The organism is Sphingomonas pituitosa NBRC 102491, from assembly GCF_001598435.1.
Lineage (GTDB): Bacteria > Pseudomonadota > Alphaproteobacteria > Sphingomonadales > Sphingomonadaceae > Sphingomonas > Sphingomonas pituitosa.
The window spans coordinates 120,735-137,679 of sequence record NZ_BCYY01000009.1 but is presented as its reverse complement, the minus strand read 5'-3'; the positions used below and the strand labels follow the sequence as shown (position 1 = coordinate 137,679).

The 16,945-nt window shown below is 70.0% G+C and carries 8 protein-coding genes; 1 reads left to right on the top strand and 7 read right to left on the bottom strand.

The features are described 5' to 3' along the window. Positions 1-13 precede the first annotated feature (13 nt). From SPI01S_RS09860 to SPI01S_RS09840, 5 genes are all read right to left on the bottom strand, one after another. A complete protein-coding gene (locus tag SPI01S_RS09860) occupies positions 14-5,509 on the bottom strand; it encodes a hypothetical protein (protein WP_157084630.1) in 5,496 nt (1,831 codons plus the stop codon). Continuing rightward, positions 5,506-7,944, bottom strand: coding sequence for a VWA domain-containing protein (locus SPI01S_RS09855; protein ID WP_066721680.1), 2,439 nt, complete (start codon positions 7,942-7,944; stop codon positions 5,506-5,508). Before SPI01S_RS09855 ends, SPI01S_RS09860 begins: the two co-directional genes overlap by 4 nt. Positions 7,945-7,952: 8 nt before the next feature. Beyond that, complete coding sequence (locus tag SPI01S_RS09850; protein WP_066721678.1) at positions 7,953-9,653, bottom strand: hypothetical protein; 1,701 nt, start codon at positions 9,651-9,653, stop codon at positions 7,953-7,955. Beyond that, positions 9,650-10,561 carry a DUF58 domain-containing protein gene (locus tag SPI01S_RS09845; RefSeq protein ID WP_066721676.1) on the bottom strand — a complete coding sequence of 304 codons (912 nt, stop codon included), beginning with the start codon at positions 10,559-10,561 and terminating at the stop codon, positions 9,650-9,652. The genes SPI01S_RS09850 and SPI01S_RS09845 overlap by 4 nt, the downstream gene beginning before the upstream one ends. A 79-nt stretch (positions 10,562-10,640) precedes the next feature. Beyond that, positions 10,641-12,101, bottom strand: a complete 1,461-nt coding sequence (locus tag SPI01S_RS09840) for a hypothetical protein (protein WP_066721674.1) — start codon at positions 12,099-12,101, stop codon at positions 10,641-10,643. Between the two features lie 186 nt (positions 12,102-12,287). On the opposite strand from SPI01S_RS09840, the gene SPI01S_RS09835 reads away from it, so the two are divergent. Beyond that, positions 12,288-15,050 (top strand): M16 family metallopeptidase, encoded by a 2,763-nt coding sequence (locus SPI01S_RS09835; RefSeq protein WP_169804492.1) that lies wholly within the window; start codon positions 12,288-12,290, stop codon positions 15,048-15,050. Positions 15,051-15,102: 52 nt separating this feature from the next. Here the strand turns inward: SPI01S_RS09835 and SPI01S_RS09830 are convergent, their stop codons facing one another. Continuing rightward, positions 15,103-16,098 carry an AAA family ATPase gene (locus tag SPI01S_RS09830; protein ID WP_066721672.1) on the bottom strand — a complete coding sequence of 332 codons (996 nt, stop codon included), beginning with the start codon at positions 16,096-16,098 and terminating at the stop codon, positions 15,103-15,105. A 91-nt stretch (positions 16,099-16,189) separates the two neighbouring features. Beyond that, positions 16,190-16,861 carry a response regulator transcription factor gene (locus tag SPI01S_RS09825; protein WP_066721670.1) on the bottom strand — a complete coding sequence of 224 codons (672 nt, stop codon included), beginning with the start codon at positions 16,859-16,861 and terminating at the stop codon, positions 16,190-16,192. Between the last annotated feature and the right edge of the window lie 84 nt (positions 16,862-16,945).

Below are 16,945 nucleotides of genomic sequence, written 5' to 3'. Positions count from 1 at the left end.
CTCCCCTTCGCCGTTACGAAGCCGCGGCGTCGGCATCGGTGCCGAACGGCGGCGCATCGGCGGAATCGCCAAGCTCCTGGCGAAGCCGTGCCCGCAGCTTCTTCTCGGTTGCCTGCGCGGCCGCGGCGTCCGGCCAGCGGTGCAGCGACGCGAGCAGTGCCGCGAATTTCGCCGCAACGTCGCCACCATACATGGCTTCCGTGGCTGCTGGATAGACCAGCTGCAGCAACGCCGCTTCGAGCAGCTGGCCCGCCGCCTGGGTGTCGCCCGCCCGCGCGTAGAGCTCGGCGAAACGGATCCTGGCATCGGCGCTCTGCACGGGGGCGGCGGCGAGGCGGGTGGTCAGCGCCTGTGCCTGGAGAGCGGAGAGCCGCGTCTCCAGTCGCACCATCAGTTGCGCGAGCAGGTCCAGCGCATCCGACCGCAACGTGCCGTTCGAAAGGGCCGCGAGCCCGGCGGCAATCCTCGCCGGGGCCACGCCCTGGTGCACCAGTCCATCGACAATCAGCATGTCGAGCCGCTCGGCATAGCCGCGAAGCTGCAGATCGATAGCCCCGCGCCAGCGTTCGAGCTCCCGTGTTCCCGCAGGCGTCCGCAATATAGCGAGCAAGGGCGCGGTTTCCGGAGTCGGATTGGCAGGATCGGGCAATCCCTGCAGCACTTGCTGGCGCCCGGAGAGCGAGGCGCCCTCGTCGCCCTCTCGGGGCGCGGTTCCGCGCCAGAGCGCCCGCAATTGGGCCAGAACCGTTGCCGGCGCCTTGCCCGCTGCCTCGTACAACGGCGCCAGCGGCGACGTGTAGGATGAGCCCGCCTGCTGGGCCTCCGCCAGGTGGCGCCGGCGTTCGATCTCGGCCACCGCGGGGTCGCTCGCGAAGCGCGCGGCATAGTCGGGATACACGCGCCCGAACAACGCTGCGAAGGAGAACTCGAACCCGCCCGGCGCGGGCGCGTTTGCGCGGTTCACCATCTGGAGCAGCCAGTCGTCGTTTCGAACATCGACGTGGCTTGTCCTGGCGACAGCGGCGTAGGCATCCTCGTGTCCCAGCAGACGTTCGGCGATCTGCAACACCGACGCCGCGTCCTGGTCGCTCGCATGCACCGAGACATAGCGCGTCAACAACGCGACGGCGCCAGCGCGGTCACCCGCCGCCCACAGGGCATCCGCAGCGCCGCTCACATAGGTGGGGTTGTCGGGTTCGAGGGTCGCGAGCTTGCGGTAATAGCTCGGGATGGCATCCCGCTCCGCCTTGTTTCCAGCCGATTGCGCGGCGACGACGAAGCGGCGGTAGAACGAAGCGGTTTCGGCCGGCGAGGCCTGGGCGCGGGCCAGGAATGTATCGATCGCATGTCGTTCCTCGGCGGCGAAGCGCTGGCGGATGATGGGCGTCGCATAGTCCAGCGCCGGGTAGCGCGCGCTGGTATCCGCCTGCAGTGCAACGAGTTCCGCATAGGCAGTGGCGGTATCGCCGCCGAAAAACGCCTTCAGAAACGCCGGCAGATGCCGTGCATCGGCATAGCGCGCCGCTGCGTCTGCGGCGCGCGCGAGCAAAAGCGCCTGGTTTTCGGGCGCGGTGTCCAGCACCAGCAGCTTCTGGACGATGAAGGGCGTCGTGCGGTCGCCAAGATGTCGGTCGAACCCGATGTCCGCGCCCATCGCGACCGCTAGCCGTGTGCGTTGGCCGTCGTCGAGGCGCGCGGCAAGCAGCTGGCCGACGAGCGCCTCCTGATATCCCGTCTCTCGGCCCTGTTGGCGCATCTGTTCGACCAGGTCCTCGTAGAGCTTGAGCTTCTGCGGGATCGAGAAGCGGGCGACGATACCGGCCGGCGAGGCGGAGACGTCGCGCCGGCTGGTAAAGCTGGCGCGGGTATAGGGGAGGGGGCCTGCTCGTTCGGCCACCAGGTTCAGCATCCGCGCGTCCCCGAGAAGCGGATGCCCGGCCGCCTTCTCCATGCGATCGAACCAGCCGGACCCGCTGCGATAGATGTCGAACAGCATGGCATCGCGATAGGGTGCCTTGTCCAGCGGTTCGAGCAGGAGCGTGCGGAACAGGCCTGCGGGCAGCGCGTCCACGCCCTTCAGCAGCAAGCCGTAGAGCGGCGAGGTCATGCCTTGCCGGGCCTCGCCGCGCTGCACCGCGGCAACACTCTCCGCTTCCGTGGCCATTGCCTCCGCGACCTGCGCTTGGATCGCGTCCACATCCCGGCTGGCGAGCGCGATGGATTGGGCGAGTTCGACATTATCCGTATCGTCCGCCTGCCGCGCAAGCGCCCGGGCGATCCAGTCGGGCCCGATCGGCCGGGCCGGCTGCCACCCTTCGATGTCGCGGAACAGGTCGCGCGCGCGCCGTGCTTCCGCATCGCGGGGAAGCAGCGGGGCGATCGCCGCATCGATCCGATCGGCAAGCGCCGGGTCGGACCGCCGGTCGGCGATGCGCCGACCGAGATCCGCCAGGAAGCGCAGGCGTGCATGGCCGGGCAGGCCGACGCCGTCGCTTGGCACGACCGCCGCAGCCGCCTCGGCCAGCAGGACATCGAACCGGGCGACGACGCGGTCGGCCGCCGGCCCCTCGTCCGGCCAGGTCATCATCAGCCCTTCCAGCAAGGTTCCCGCATATTGCCGGATGTCGAGTGCAGCCTCCTCGCCGCCGCTGCGCAGCGGCTGGCGCTGCGCCAGCGCCTCCGTCGCGCGCCAGTACCAGTCGAAGGCTGTCGCATCGTCGCCGCGCTGCTCGCGGAGGATCGAGGTCTTGACCACCAGATCGGGGTCGTCGCGGTCGCGCAGCAGGGCGCGATCATAGTTGCGCAGCGCCTGGTCGACATACCCGCTGGCCGCATAGGCATCGCCCCGCAGGCGATCCAGATCGACCAGGCCGCCGGTGTCGCGCATCATGCCGAACGCCCGTTCCGCGCCGGCAACGTCGCGCACCGCGAGCAGCGCCTTGGCCAGTTCGGTATAGAGGTCGGGCGGATAATCACGCTTCAGCGCGAGCAAGCGCCGGCCGAACGCCAGCTTGGCATGGACATCGCCCACCACCGGCCCGGCGCCTTCGCTGCCGGGGTTCCCGCCCGATGCGAGCGTCACCAGCACGCGCAGCACCGCCGCCCGCTGGTCCCCCGCCGCGGCAAGCGCATTGGTATAGGCGCGCAGCTGGAGCGGAAAATCGGCCGTTGCCTGGCCGAGATCGGCAACAAGGGCGTAAAGGCGCGGATCTTCGCCGCCAACGGCGATCCGCTCGAGCGCCCGGCGTTCCGCCCAGCGCAGGCGAGCGCCGGCGAGCCGGACCAGACCGGGCGGGGCGGGCGCGCCGTTCGGATCAGCTGCGAGCACGGCCGCCATCGCATCGATCGCGGCCAGGAAGGCGGGCAGATCGCGCGCCTGGCCTGCCGCATATTGCAGCATCGTCACGGCTTCCGCCTGCCTGCCCTGTTTGCGCAGCAGGTCGGACATCTGGGTGATCGCCTCCATGTCGCCTGGCTGCAGCGCTGCCGCACGTCGATATGCCTGCAGGGCATCCTCATCGAGCCCCGCCGAGGCGTAGACGGCGGCGGCGAAACGGGTGGCCTGGGCATCGGAGGCAGGCGATGCCCGGTCGAGTTCACCAAGCAGCGCAGCCACGCGCACGCGCTTCGCCGCCGGTGCTTCGCCATCGGGTGCGAAGCGCACGGCATTGAGGGTGAGCTGGCGAAGATAGAGATCGGCGTTCTTCGGATCGGCGCGCATCAGCTGGCGCAGTGTCTGGTTCACGCGGTCGTGGTCGCCGAGCCGCGCATAGACGCCGACCAACCGGCTGAGCTTGGTGGTCTCCGCCGTCGCGTGGGCGCCCGCGTCGCGCTCGACCGCGGCGACGGCCGCGGCGCGGTTGTTCTGGGCGATCCGCAGCTCGACGAGCAGCGCCAGTTCGTCTTCGCCCGTGCGGCTGGCTAGTGCATGTTCGAGTTCGGCGGCTAGCGCATCGAGCGTACCCAGCGCCTGCGCCGTCTTCACGATCTGCTTGGCAAGATATGCTTTGCGGGCCGGCAGTTCTGCGGCGCGCCACAGGCGACGCCAGCGCGAAAGCGCTTCCTCGCCATGGCCGGCCTGGCCTGCGAGTGCGGCGATATGGACGCGCTGGTCATAATCCAGCGTCGGCGCGGCGGCCTCCAGCCCGCGCAACACCGCAAGCGCCTCCTCCTTGTGGCCCATGCCGTCATAGGCGTCGGCAATGGCCACCCGCTCGGGTGCGGCGGCGGGAACGATGTCGCGCAGCGCGGCGAGCTGGGCGAGCGCGTCGGCATCGCGACCCTGCGCGCGATCGATCTCCACGCGGAAAAAGCGGTAGGGTACCGCCATGCCCGGTGCGCCGGCGACGGCCTCCATCAGCCCCATCGCCTGCCCGCGCAGGCCCATGGCGATCATCTGGCGGGCCGCGGCTACCAACAGGTCGGCCCGTCCCGGATTGGCGGCGAACAGGTCCCGGTACACCGCAACCGCCGCGTCGCGCCGACCTTCGCTCAGCAGCAGGATAGCCAGCGCGGCATAACCTTCGGGCCGGTGCGGATCGGCTGCGATCAGGCGCCGATATTCTCCCTCGCCCTCCTGCGCGCGCCCCGCCAGGTCGAGGATGCCGAGCAGCCGCTCGCGCATTGCGGGATCGCTCGCCTTGCCCACCATGGCCAGCGCCGCATCGTAGCGCTCGAGTTCGAGCAGAAGGTCGACCCTCAGCTGCGCGATCTCTGCATCCTGCGCATGCGGTTCGAGAAAGGCGAGCGCGCCCGGCAGGTCCCCGGCGTTGCGGAAGCTTTCGACCAGCAGCGCCAGCGCATAGCGGCGATCGGGTGCGCCGGTCGCCAGCCGGTAGGCGCGCCATGCATGGTCGCGCGCGGCGGCGGGGTCTGCAGCGGCAATCGCCCATTCGGCCAGGCGCAGCGCATCGACCGACGCGGCGGGACCGACTGCCGCCGGTCGGTACAGGGCGAGCGCGTCGCGGGCATCGCCGAGCAGCGCAAGTGCGATGGCGACGCCGTTCGCTTGCTGGCCCTTGGCAAACGGAACCAGTGCCGCCGGCTCCTGGCGGTCCGCGAGCAGGGCGATGCGCAGGCGGAACAGGGCCCGTTCCTGCGGATCGCGACTGGCCTCGGCAGCCTCGGCGTACGCCGCCCGGGCGGCGACCTCCTGGCCGCGCGCATCGAGCAGTTCGGCGCGCAGCCGCCGGGTGTCGGTATTCGGGGAAAGCGCGACGGCGCGGTCGGCCGCGGCCATGGCGAGGTCGGCGTCGCCGCGCTGCCACGCGGCGGTCGCGCGGGCGAGCAACGCCGCCGCGCGCACCGCGACCGGTTCCCCGCCGGCGGCGATCGCATCCAGCTCGCGCGCCGGCGAGTCGGTCTGCGCCGCAGCCGCGCCAGGCAGGTGCCCGGCAGCGCGGTCGCCCATAGCCTTTGCTGGCGTACCATCGGCGGCGGCGAGCACGAGCCCCAGCGCGGCCGTCAACGAAAGAGGAAGATTGCTGAGCTGCATTGTCCGGGGCTTCATGCGGTGCGCCGGCGCTTCGGCCAGCGGCGATGGAGGAGTTCCGAGAGATAGGTCGCGAGCGCGAGCAACGCGAACCAGCCGCCGAGCGCCACCGCGGCCAGCGTCGCACCGGCGGGGCGGGGCGGCTGGAAGGGCGCAGCCGGGCTCTCGACATAGGCGCCGCCCGTGAGGCGGGCGAGCGGAGCGAGCGGGAGGCGGTAGTTCCCGCCGACATCGGATCCCGCGCGGTCCGCTGCACGCAGCACCAGCGCGCCGCGCCGGGCTTCGGCAAGTGCCGGCCGGGCGGGATCGAACCGGCGTTCGCCGGTGAACAGGCCCGGTGCCCGCTCGACCAATGCCAGCGGTGCGCCGATGGCCCTGCCGTTCGGATCGACGAATCGGACGAGCGGCGCGGCACCGTTACCGGAAGGGTCGCGGAACGTCGCCGTCACCCGATCGAAACGACGCGCGAGGCTGAGCGTGGCGGACGGCTGGGGATTGGCGGTGCGGGCGAGGAGGCGGCCAAGCCATTGCCCGTAGCCGGGCCAGCGCGCCCAAGTAATCGTGCCCGCCCCCAGCGGTTCGGTGGTCAGTGCGGTGATCCGCCCCGCGCCATATTGCCAGGTCGCCAGCACGGGGTCACCGCCGGCAGTGGCGAGCAAGGTCTCCGCCTCGGGGCGCTTTCCTGCGGGCACGAAGCCGGCGAGCGGCGGCATGCCGGTCATCTGCACGCCCTCCCAGCGCGGTTGTCCCGGACGTGGAGAGAGCGCCACCGTGCCGTTCCGGTAGCCGGGTGCCGGCTTGTCCTGCGGCTGCTTGAGGTTGAGCTCCACCATGCTGAACTCGTCCGGCACCGCATAATAACGGCCGCGGCCCCAGCGTGCCCATTGCACCATCCGCTCCTCACCCTCGACATCGCTGCCGACAAGCGCGGTGGAGACATTGATGCGATCATCGGCGATGTGCGTCAGCAGCGCCTGGTAGCGCTGTTCCTCGACGCCGGCATCGGAGATGACGAGGATGTGCTTGAAGCGGGCGTTGCTGCCTTTCAGCGCATAATATGCCTCCTGGATCGCCGGGAACAGGATGCTGGAGCCCTGCGCCTGCATGCGGCCGATCGCGCGTTCCACCTCGACGGTATCGCGGACCGGCTGCAGCGGCACCGCCCATTGTTTCGCGCCGTAGAATTCCACCACGCCGACGCTGTCCATCGGCCCCAGCTTGCGCACGGCGAAGCGGGCCACCTGCTTGGCGAGATCCAGCGGCGTGCCCGCCATCGAGCCCGAGGTGTCGATCACGATCACCAGTGCAACGCTTGGCTGTTCGAGCTTGTCTTCCTGCCGCAGCGTCACCGGCAGGGCAGCGGCGAGCGGCGTGCCGGCATAGCCGCCCATGCCGAATGCGTGCGCTCCGCCGCTGTAGAACAGGCCGGTCCCGCCCCGCGTCACGCTGTCGAGCAGCCGCGCCTGTAGCGGGGCGGGCAGCATCGCGGCGGGAACATCGTCGAGCATCACCGCGGCATAGTCCGCAAAGTCGATGCCGGCGGCCAGGCGCTGCGGGTCGCGGGCATCGACGGCGAAGGCGTTGCCCACCAGTGCCTGCAGGCGTGGCGCAGCGCCCTGCTGGCGCCCGTCCAGATAGAGCAGTGGCAGCGGATCCTGCACGGCGGCGACGCCGTCGATCGTCGCGACAGCGGTGCCCCCGCGTACCAGCCGGGCGCGAAGCGGCACGAAACCTGTGCGGTGCATCGGAAAGCGCAGATCGAGCCGCGCGTCGCCGCTTACCGCAAAAGGTTCGGAGCGCGCGACCTCGCGGTCGTCGGCCAGCAGCTGCACGGTCAGATCTTCCCCGCGGCCGGCGATGGTCAGGCTCGCCTGCGCCACCTCCCCGACGCGGACCGCCGATACCCGCAAGTCCGCCAGGAACGGGGCGGGGTCGCCGCCCTCCACCAGGATCGTACTGACCGGCACGCGGCGGCGGCGCAGCCCGTCGATCGCACGCTCCCAATGCGCGTCGCGGGCACGCCCGTCGCCGATCACGGTGACGGCACCGGGACTGCCTGCCGGAAGTTCCGAAAGGGCGCGGTCCAGCCCGGCGGAAAGCGCGGCCGCCGGCAGGGAGATCCGCTCGACGATGCGGGGATCCTTGTCCCGGAGGTCGCCGCCCAGGGTGATCAGGGTCACCCGATCCGCCGGCGCTACACGGGTAAGCAGGCGGCGCAACGCCGCCTGCGCGGCGGGGCCGCCACGCGCATCCAGCACCACCATCTGCGCCGTTCCGGCGCGTCGCAGCAACAGGCTCGGTTGCGCAAGTGCCACGACGATGCAGGCGAACACCGCCGTCCGCAGCGCCCGCTGCGCGACGCCTGGCCGGCTGCCGAGCTTCCACCAGACCAGCGGCAGCAACAGAAGCGCCCAGAGGATTTCCGGGTGGAGCAGGGTCAAGTCGAGCGGCAACACGTCTCTCATGGCAGGCGGCCGCGCTGGAACAGGATCCATTCCACCGCGAGCAGCAACGCTGCGGCGACCAGCGCGAGGGTGAAGGGCAGGTCGAGCGCGGGTCCCGAGGCCGCGGGTGCGGAAGCGGTGTCGGCGAGGATATCGCCGGCGCCGCGCGTCGTTTCGATGTCCGTCAGGCTCGTCGCGACCGGCAGGCCGGCGATCCCCCGGTCCTCCGCCTGCGGCAGCGCGATGGCGCCACCAGGCGTGCGCCCGGCCAGCGCAGCGGAACCGGTAGCGCCGGCACCGTCCAGGTCGACCAGCGTGCCGCCGGCGGCCGCATAGGGAAGCCAGGGCTGCGGGCTGGCCAGCCAGCGCAGGGTCCGCGCGACGAACAGCGGCATGGTCCGGCTCTGCGCGAAGCTGCTCCCGGAATCGAACAGCGCTTGCCAGGCCGAGACGGTACGAACAGGCCCCATGCCGGATTCGATCGATACGGGGCGGTGCAGCGAGTCAGCGATGGCGGTCGCATCCAGCTGCCCGAGCCCAAGCTGGTCAAGCGCGTCGTTCAGGTCGGTGCGCGACGCCGTATCGGTCACTGCAAAGGCAGCCGAACGCACGTCCATCGGCTGCAATATGAAGGCCGGCTTGCCTCGGGTGGAGCCTGTGACCGCCGGGCCCCGCACCTCGACCTCGGCTTCCTGCGGGGAGACGATGCGCATGCCGGAATCGGCAGCGATCACCGCGCGCAGGGTTGCCGGCAGATCGCCGATCAGCGCGACGCGGATCGGGTGGCGTTCGGGTAGCCGCAGCGCGACGCGGTCGTCGGCAGGGAAGCCGTCACGATCGCGGAAGGCGACCTCGATCAGGCTGCCGTCGGCGGGCATGTCGCGCAGCGCGATCCGGCCCTGGCTCGCGGTTGCCGGCCCCGGCTTGAACGGGGCGCCGTTGCGGCGAAACACCAGCTGGTCGATGCCTGCTGCAACGCCTTGGGCAGCGGCGAGCCGGAGTACCAGATCCGCCTTGTCCCACGCGCCCGATGCGGCCGGCACCGCGCCGATCGCGACGATTCCGCGGTTGCCGCGAATGGGCGGCCCGACATAGCCGGCGATCCGCGGCACAGCTGCCGGGGCATCCGCCGCGCGGAACGCGGCGGCTGTGCCGTAATAATGAAGGGTGATCGGCCGTCGGGCGTCGATCTGCGCGCGGATCGCCTCGGCCCAGGCCGCAAAGCGCGAGGGGAACAGCCCGGCACGGACGTTCGCGAGCCGCTGGGGAAGCAGCGCGAGGTCCTCGCCGGGAGCGAGTAGCCGCGTGCCGTAGGGATCACCCAGATAGATTGCACGGCGCTGCGCCGGCACGGCACCCGCATCGGCGATCAGCGCGCGCCGGGCTTCGGCGAAGCGATCGCCTGCGGTCATCCCTGCGGAAGCGTCGAGGTAGAAGAGTTCGAGATGCGATCCTGCGGCGGGGATCAAGCTCGGCCGCGCGCCGGCAAACCACAGCGTCAGGGCGATGGCCAGGATCAGCAGGAAGGCGAGCCAGTGCCGGAACCGCTCCAGCAGCACGCGCGCGGGCGCGGCCTGAGCGGCGGCACGCCAGAACATCGTCGTTGCGACCCGCACCACCTGCCGCTGCACCCGCAGCCGCTGGAGCAGGGCGAGCAGGCCGGCGATCAGCATTGCACCGACCAGGAGGGGGCCGAGGCCGAAGCTTGCGAAGGTCACAACGCCAGCTTCCCGCCCCGGAAGACGGTGCTCAGCTGGTCCAGCACATCGCGCGAGGCGTCGATCCGCACCAGCGCATGGCCGCGCTCGATGGCAGAGGTCTGAAGCCGGTCGTTGAATGCGCCATAGGCCTGCTGATAGCGTGCCAGAAGATCGGGGGTGATCGTCAGCTCCACCTGTGCGCCGGTTTCGCAGTCCTCGAGCGCCACGTCGCCGTTCAGCGCGGGGTGGCGCGTCGGATCGGCGTCCTCCGGGCGCACCAGCTGGACGAGCAGCACACGATGCTGCAGCAGCGTGAGTGCCGGAAGCACCCGGTCCAGCCCCGCTTCGTCGAAGAAGTCGGAGACCACCACCGCCAGTCCGCGCCGCAGCCGCATGCTTGCCAGCCGCTCGATCGATTCGGCCAGCGCCGTGCCGCCGCCCGGTTCATAGTCGGCGAGGTAGCGTGCGGCGCGCACCAGATTGTTCTTGCCCGAAAGGTGGCGGGTCTGGATCGTCATCGCATCGGAAAACGGAAAGAGCCCGATCGAGTCATGCTGGCCGAGAACGATGGCGGCAAGGGCCAGCGTGGCGCGGAGGCCGGCAGCGATGCGGGGCGATTCACCCGTGAACATACTTTTGGAAACGTCGACCAGGAAATAGACCGGCATGTCCTGGCGTTCCTCGAACACGCGGACGAACAGCCGGCCCAGCCGCTGATAGATGTTCCAGTCTATGGTCCGAAGATCGTCACCGGCGACATAGGGGCGGAAGTCGGCGAAATCGATGCCCTGGCCGCGTGCGGTGCTGGTTTGCTCCGCCAGCCGCCCGCCCTTTTGGACGCGATCAAGCGACAGCGCGAATTGCTGGACGCGGGTGAGGAACGCTGGGTCGAAAAGCGCATCGAAGCTGAGGGGCGGGGCGTTCAAGACCGGACTCCGGGGGCAAAGGGCGAAGCGGCGTGCGCGGGCGGGTCCGCAGGCCGGGAACGGGCGGTGCGGGAATCGGTCAGCGTTCGCCTCCGCCATCGGAAGCGCGTCGGGCGGGGCGGAAATAGCGCTGCAGAAGCTGCTGGTCCTGCGGCGTGGCGGGCTGGTGGACGATGCGTCCTACATCCCCCGTCGCGGAGCCGCGATCTGCTGCCGTTGCCGCACCGGCGCTGCCGGCGTGCGGCGGCGCCTGGCGCGGCAGGCTGGAAACGGGCCCCGCATTGGCCGTGCCACCCAGCCGATCGCGCATCGGCACGGCAAGCAGCAGGGCGGCGAGGCCATTGGCGCGCTTGAGCGCGTCCTGGCCCGCGCGTTGCCCGTCGCGGCCCTGTCCCTTGCCCTGTCCCGGCTGTGACTGGTCCTGCGCGCCCTGCTGGCTGCGATTTTGCTGGTTCGGCTGACTGCCATTGCCGCTCTGGCCCGTTTGCGGGCGTTGCTGGGATCCCAGCGGGGAGGAGGAAGGCGGCTGATTGCCGGCATTGGCGCCGTTCTGCGGTGCGGTGCCGCTGCGCTGGCCGGCCTGGCCGTCGGCCCCTGCGTTGCGATCGGCGTCGATGCGTCCGGCCGCCCCCTGGCGACGGTCCTGGTCGGCTCCGTTGCGATCGGGGTTGCCGGCGGCACCGGCTCCGGCGCCTGCCTGGCGGGCTTCGCCGGGCTGGGGTGCCGATGCACTGTCAGTGCCGCTAGCACGCGTGCCGGGTTGGTCCGAGCCCGCCGCCGGTTGCGCGCCGCCCAGCCGGCCGCTGTCCTTACCCGCGCCGTCTGCCTGCTGCCCGGCTTCGTGGGCGGCACTGGTGCCGGATGGAGCCGGGTTTACCGTGCTCGCCCCGCTGCTTCCTGCGGTGTCGGGAGCGGGGTTGTCGAGCCGTTCGGCGCCCGCGCCCGGTGCGGCGATGCCCGCCGCGACCAGCGCGGCAGCGACCTGCCGGCCGGCTCCGGTTGCAGGGACGAAGCGCTGTTCCACGGCGCCTGCAACAAGCAGCAGCGCGGCCCCGGCCAGCATCAGCGGCCAGCGCCTTCCGGCAGAGACGGGGCGGGGGGATTGCGGAACGGCTGCGGTGGCGGCGCGCTCGATCCAGGGGCGCGCCTCCAGCACTGCCGCCGCGCGGAAGCCGTCGCTGCCCGGATAGCGCAGGAATTCGTCCGCGGTGGTGATCCGGTCCTTCAGGGCGAGTTCGCGGTCGAACAGCGCCAGCGCCGCGGCGCGTTCGATCCGCTGCCGGCGCCAATGGTGCAGAAAACCGATGCCGAACGCGGCCAGCGGAACGGCCAGCGTTGCCGGGCCCACCATGTCCCAGCGGAGCGGCGCGAACCAGCCGGCAAGGGCGGCGAGGGCCGGCACCGGCAGCGTCGCCGGGATCGCCACCCTAAGACCGATCTCTATCGCCTGGCGCCGCGCGGCCGCCCGCAAATGGCCGGTGCCGCGCGCTTCGATCGCGGCGATCCGTTCGGCCAGATGCAGGGTAGCTTCGTCGGTCATCCACGGTCCCGGGTGAGAGGCGTTCGCAATCCCGCAGGGCAGGCTTCGCGACTCCCCTCCGGTGCTACGGCTGCTGGCTTGCACCAACCTTGCCCGGCGAAAACTGCGCTGCAAGGCTGCTGCAAGCTATTCGTGCAGACTGGCGGCGTGGGATCTCCCCACCTTCTCCAACGCTGGACACTTCCATTGACCTTCGCTCGCACCGCCCTGCGCATTGGCCTGTACGCCGGTGCCGCCTTCCTGCCTTCCTTCGTCGTCGCTGCCCCGCAGCGTTCGGTGCCGCCCGCCGCGCCGTCTCGCGGCGCCGTCAAGATCCCCTATCGGCAGTTCACCTTGCCCAACGGCCTGACCGCGATTGTCTATACCGATCACACGACTCCCAGCGTGTACCTTGGCATTCGGTTCCGGACCGGTTCCAAGGACGAGCCCGCCGGCCGCACCGGCTTTGCCCATCTGTTCGAACATCTGATGTTTCAATCCACCCGCAATCGCGCCGGCGGCTTCATGGAAGCGATGGAGGCGATCGGCGCGAGCGGGGTCAACGGGCAGACGACGACCGACTGGACCGACTATCATGAGACGGTGCCGACCGGCGCGCTCGATTATGCGCTATGGATGGAATCCGATCGGATGAGCTATCTGGCCGATGGCATCACCCAGCAGGAGTTCGAGGAACAGCGCGGCGTGGTGCAGAACGAGAAGCGCCAGGGCGAGTTGCAGCCGGGCGCCAAGGCGGTCGACCGCTACCTTGCCGGCTTCTACCCTGCCGGCCACCCCTATGCCCATTCGGTGATCGGATCGATGGCCGATCTCGATCGCGCCTCGCTTGCGGACGTGAAGCAATGGTTCACCGACTATTACGGTGCATCGAACGCGGTGATCGTACTCGCCGGCGACATCGACTTCGACACGGCGCGCGAGAAGATCACCCGCTATTTCGGCGCCGTGCGGCCCGGCGTGGCGATCGACCGTACCGACCAATGGCTGCCCAGCTTCAGCGAGATCAAGCGCGAGACATTGTACGACAGCGTCGGCTCGATCACGATCGGCCGGAGCTGGCCGATCTCCAACGACGATCCGCGCGGGAAGACACTGCTGCAACTCGCCGCCCTTGCCATGGCAAGTACGCCGGACACGCCGCTCGTCCGCGAGCTGGTGGAGGATCGGCAGGTGGCGCTCGGCGTTGCGGCGCAATTCGAGGAAAGCCAGCTTGGCAGCACCTTCACGCTGTCGATGACGCTCCGGCCCGGTGTGACGCCGGAGCAGGCCGGTGCCGCGCTGGATGCGGCCCTCGAACGGTTCCTGCGGCAAGGGCCGGATGCGCAGGCGCTGCGCTCGGTAATCGCGAATACCGACGTTTCGCTGTTGCGGCTGATGGAGAGCCCTGCGGGCGTTGGCGCCTGGCTGCTCGCCAGCGAGGTCGATCAGGGCGACCCCGTCCATTTCCTGAAGCAGCGCGATTGGATCGCCAGCGCCACGGCCGGCGAGGTCCGGGCTGCCGCTGCCAAATGGCTGGCGCGGCCCTATTACGAGCTGCGGATGCTGCCCAACCCGCTGCGGAGCGCCACGGCGAAGGATGTCGATCGCCGCGCGCCCCCGCCGGTCGATACGCAGCCCGCGGCGATCCGCTTCCCGCCGATCCAGGAATTGCGCCTCGCCAATGGGCTGCGGGTGGTGGTCGCGGAGCGGCACGGGGTACCGATCGTCGATGCACAACTGCAGTTCGATACCGGCACCCTTGCCGATCCGGCCTATCGACCCGGGGCGGCGCGGCAGGCGTTCGGGCTGATGGACGAAGGGAGCGGCGCGCTCGATGCAGGCAGCTTCGCGGCGCGGCTTTCCGCGCTCGGCGCCAGCTTCTCGGCCGGGGCCGGGGCACGGCGTTCGGCGGCCAACTGGTCGTCGACCACGCAGGCGCTCGACGCCACCTTCGCACTGGCCGCGGATGCCGTTCGCCGCCCTGGCTATGCCGAAGACAGGGTGGCCCGGCAGCTCGAGGGCATCGACACCCAATATGATGCGTTCGCGCGCAACCCGATCGACGCCGCGGGCCTGCTCTATGCCCGAGCCCTCTGGGGGGACGGTCATCCGAACGGCCGCCTCGTCACCCGCGAGCAGGCCAAGACGCTGGACCGCGCGGCGATCCAGCAGTTCCACGATCGCGAGCTCGGCCCGAACAACGCGACGCTGTACCTGATCGGCGATATCACGCCGGCGCAGGCGCGCATGCTGGCCGAACGCTACTTCGGCGACTGGAAGCCCGTGCAGCCGACGCCGATCGCTGCCAGCCCGGCCGCTTCGGCTTCGGGCCCGCGGGTGATCCTGGTCGATGCCCCCGGTGCACCGCAGACGAGCATCACGGCGGGACATTTCGTGGGCCCCTATGACCGGGAGCGCGCGTCCGTCGAGCGCATGGCGGATTCGGTGCTGGGCACCAGTTTCCAGAGCCGCCTCAATCTCGACCTGCGCGAGCGCAAGGGCTGGGCCTATGGCTTCACCGCCGGCATCGGCGATGCGGTGGCGGGCAACCGGCTGTTCACTGCCAGCGGGACCGTGCAGACCGACAAGACGGCTGCGAGCATGCTCGAGATCCGTACCGAAATCCGCGCCCTTGTCGGCGATCGTCCGGTTACCGAGGAGGAGCTTTCGCGGGAGAAGACGGCGGCGATCCGATCGATCCCGCTGGGCTATGTCGGGAGCGGCGCCTATCTGGGGGCGATCGTTTCGGCCGACGCGCACGGCCTGCCGCTCGATTACGGCAAGGGGACGACGCTCCGGATCGGGGAGGTCACGCTCGATCAGGTGCGGGCCCTGGCGACGCAAACCTATCGTCCGGACGCGATGACGTGGGTGATCGTCGGCGATCTCGCCAGGATCGAGGCTGAGGTACGGGCCTTGAACTTCGGCCCGGTCGAGGTGTGGGACGTGTTCGGCAAGCGCCTGCGCTGAGCAGGCGGAACGGGCCCCGGCCGTTGCCGGGGCCCCGACCGAACCGCCGGCCTCAGGCGCGGACGCTGGTGAGCAGCTCCGCGATCAGATCGTCGGCGGTGACGTTGGACGCCTGGGCGTGGAAATTGACGACGACGCGGTGGCGCAGGACGGAAAGCGCCACGGCCTTGATGTCGTCGGTGCTTACCGAGAAGCGGCCGTCCACCAGCGCCTGCACCTTGGCCGCCAGCATCAGCCCCTGGATGCCACGCGGCGACGCGCCGAGCGCGACGTTGCGATTGACCGCATCGGTCGCGTAGTCGCTGCCCGGCTGGGTCGCCATCACCAGCCGGATCGCATAGGCCTTGGCCACGTCGGGCACCGGCACCTGGCGGACCACCGCGCGCATCCGGTTGAGCGCTTCCGCATCGGTAACGGGGTTCAGCACCACCTGTTCGCCGCTGGTCGTCCGGTCGATGATGGCATGGTATTCCGCCTCGGTAGGATAGCCGACGATCAGCTTGAACAGAAAGCGATCGAGCTGCGCCTCGGGCAGCGGATAGGTGCCTTCCTGGTCCACCGGGTTCTGGGTGGCCATCACGCAGAACGGCTCGGGCATGCGGATCGTGCGCCGGCCGACGGTGACCTGGCGTTCCTGCATCACTTCGAGCAGGGCGGACTGCGTCTTGGGCGTGGCGCGGTTGATCTCGTCGGCGAGGACCAGGTTGGAGACGATCGGCCCCTCCTGGAAGCTGAGCACATGCCCGCCGCCCTCGGCCTCGCTCAGCATCGAGGTGCCGATGATGTCTGCGGGCATCATGTCCGGCGTGAACTGGATGCGCGAGAAGGGCAGGTGGACGGCACGGCTGATCGAGCTGACCAGCATCGTCTTGCCGAGGCCCGGCACGCCTTCGAGCAGGACATGGCCGCCCGCCATCAGCGCGGTGAGCACGCCGGCGATTACGCCTTCCTGGCCGACGATCATCTTGCCGACCTCGGCGCGAATGTCGCCGAAGATCTGCTTGAACTCCGCCGCGTCGCGGCGGGCGGCTTCAACCATGTCGTGCATCACGTGGAAATTCCGTCATTTAAGGGAAGAACTGGTCGAGCGCATTCGCACGACCTGCTTGCACCAGTCTTGCGCACCGGGGAACGGGTGCTCACTCCAGGATCAACTGGTAACCCATGCCGCGCACGGCGCTGATCTTCACTTGCGGCGTGTGTTCGGTCAGGTTGCGGCGCAGGCGCGAGATCTGCGATTCCAGCGAGTTCGCGTTGACGAACTTGTCATAGCCATAGACGCGGGTTTCCAGCGTCTCTCGCAGCACCAGCTGACCCGGTCGCGCCATCAGCGCTTCCAGCACCAGCGCCTCGGTTCGGCGCAGCATCAAGGGCTTGCCGTCGACGGTGAAGCTGCAGGCCTCGACGTCGAGCACCAGCGGACCGAACCGGCGCGATTCGCGCTGGCTGTTCAGCGGCCGGCGCAGGGCATTGCGAATGCGGGCGAGCAGTTCGCGCGGTTCGAACGGCTTGCTCACATAATCGTCCGCGCCCAGTTCCAGCGCGTCGACCCGGTCGTCGATCTCGCTCAGCGCCGTCAGGAGCAGGAAGCGCTGTGGCCGATTGGCCGTCTTGGCCGCGGTGATGAGCGATACGCCGTCGCCATCGGGCAGTACGCGATCGAGCAGCACAAGGTCGAACCCGCCGCTTTCCAGCGCGTCCTGCGCCATGGCGAGGGAATCGGCGACGTCGACGACAAAGCCGTCCCGTTCCAGGAACGCGACGAGCGTCTCGGCGATGTCCTCGTCATCTTCGACCAGCAGCAAGCGCATCTTCGGTTCTCGCTCGATCTCCCTCGTGGGGGGGCGGGGGCGGGCCAGGAGGAAACACGGACCCGCCCCCACGGAGAGCAGACG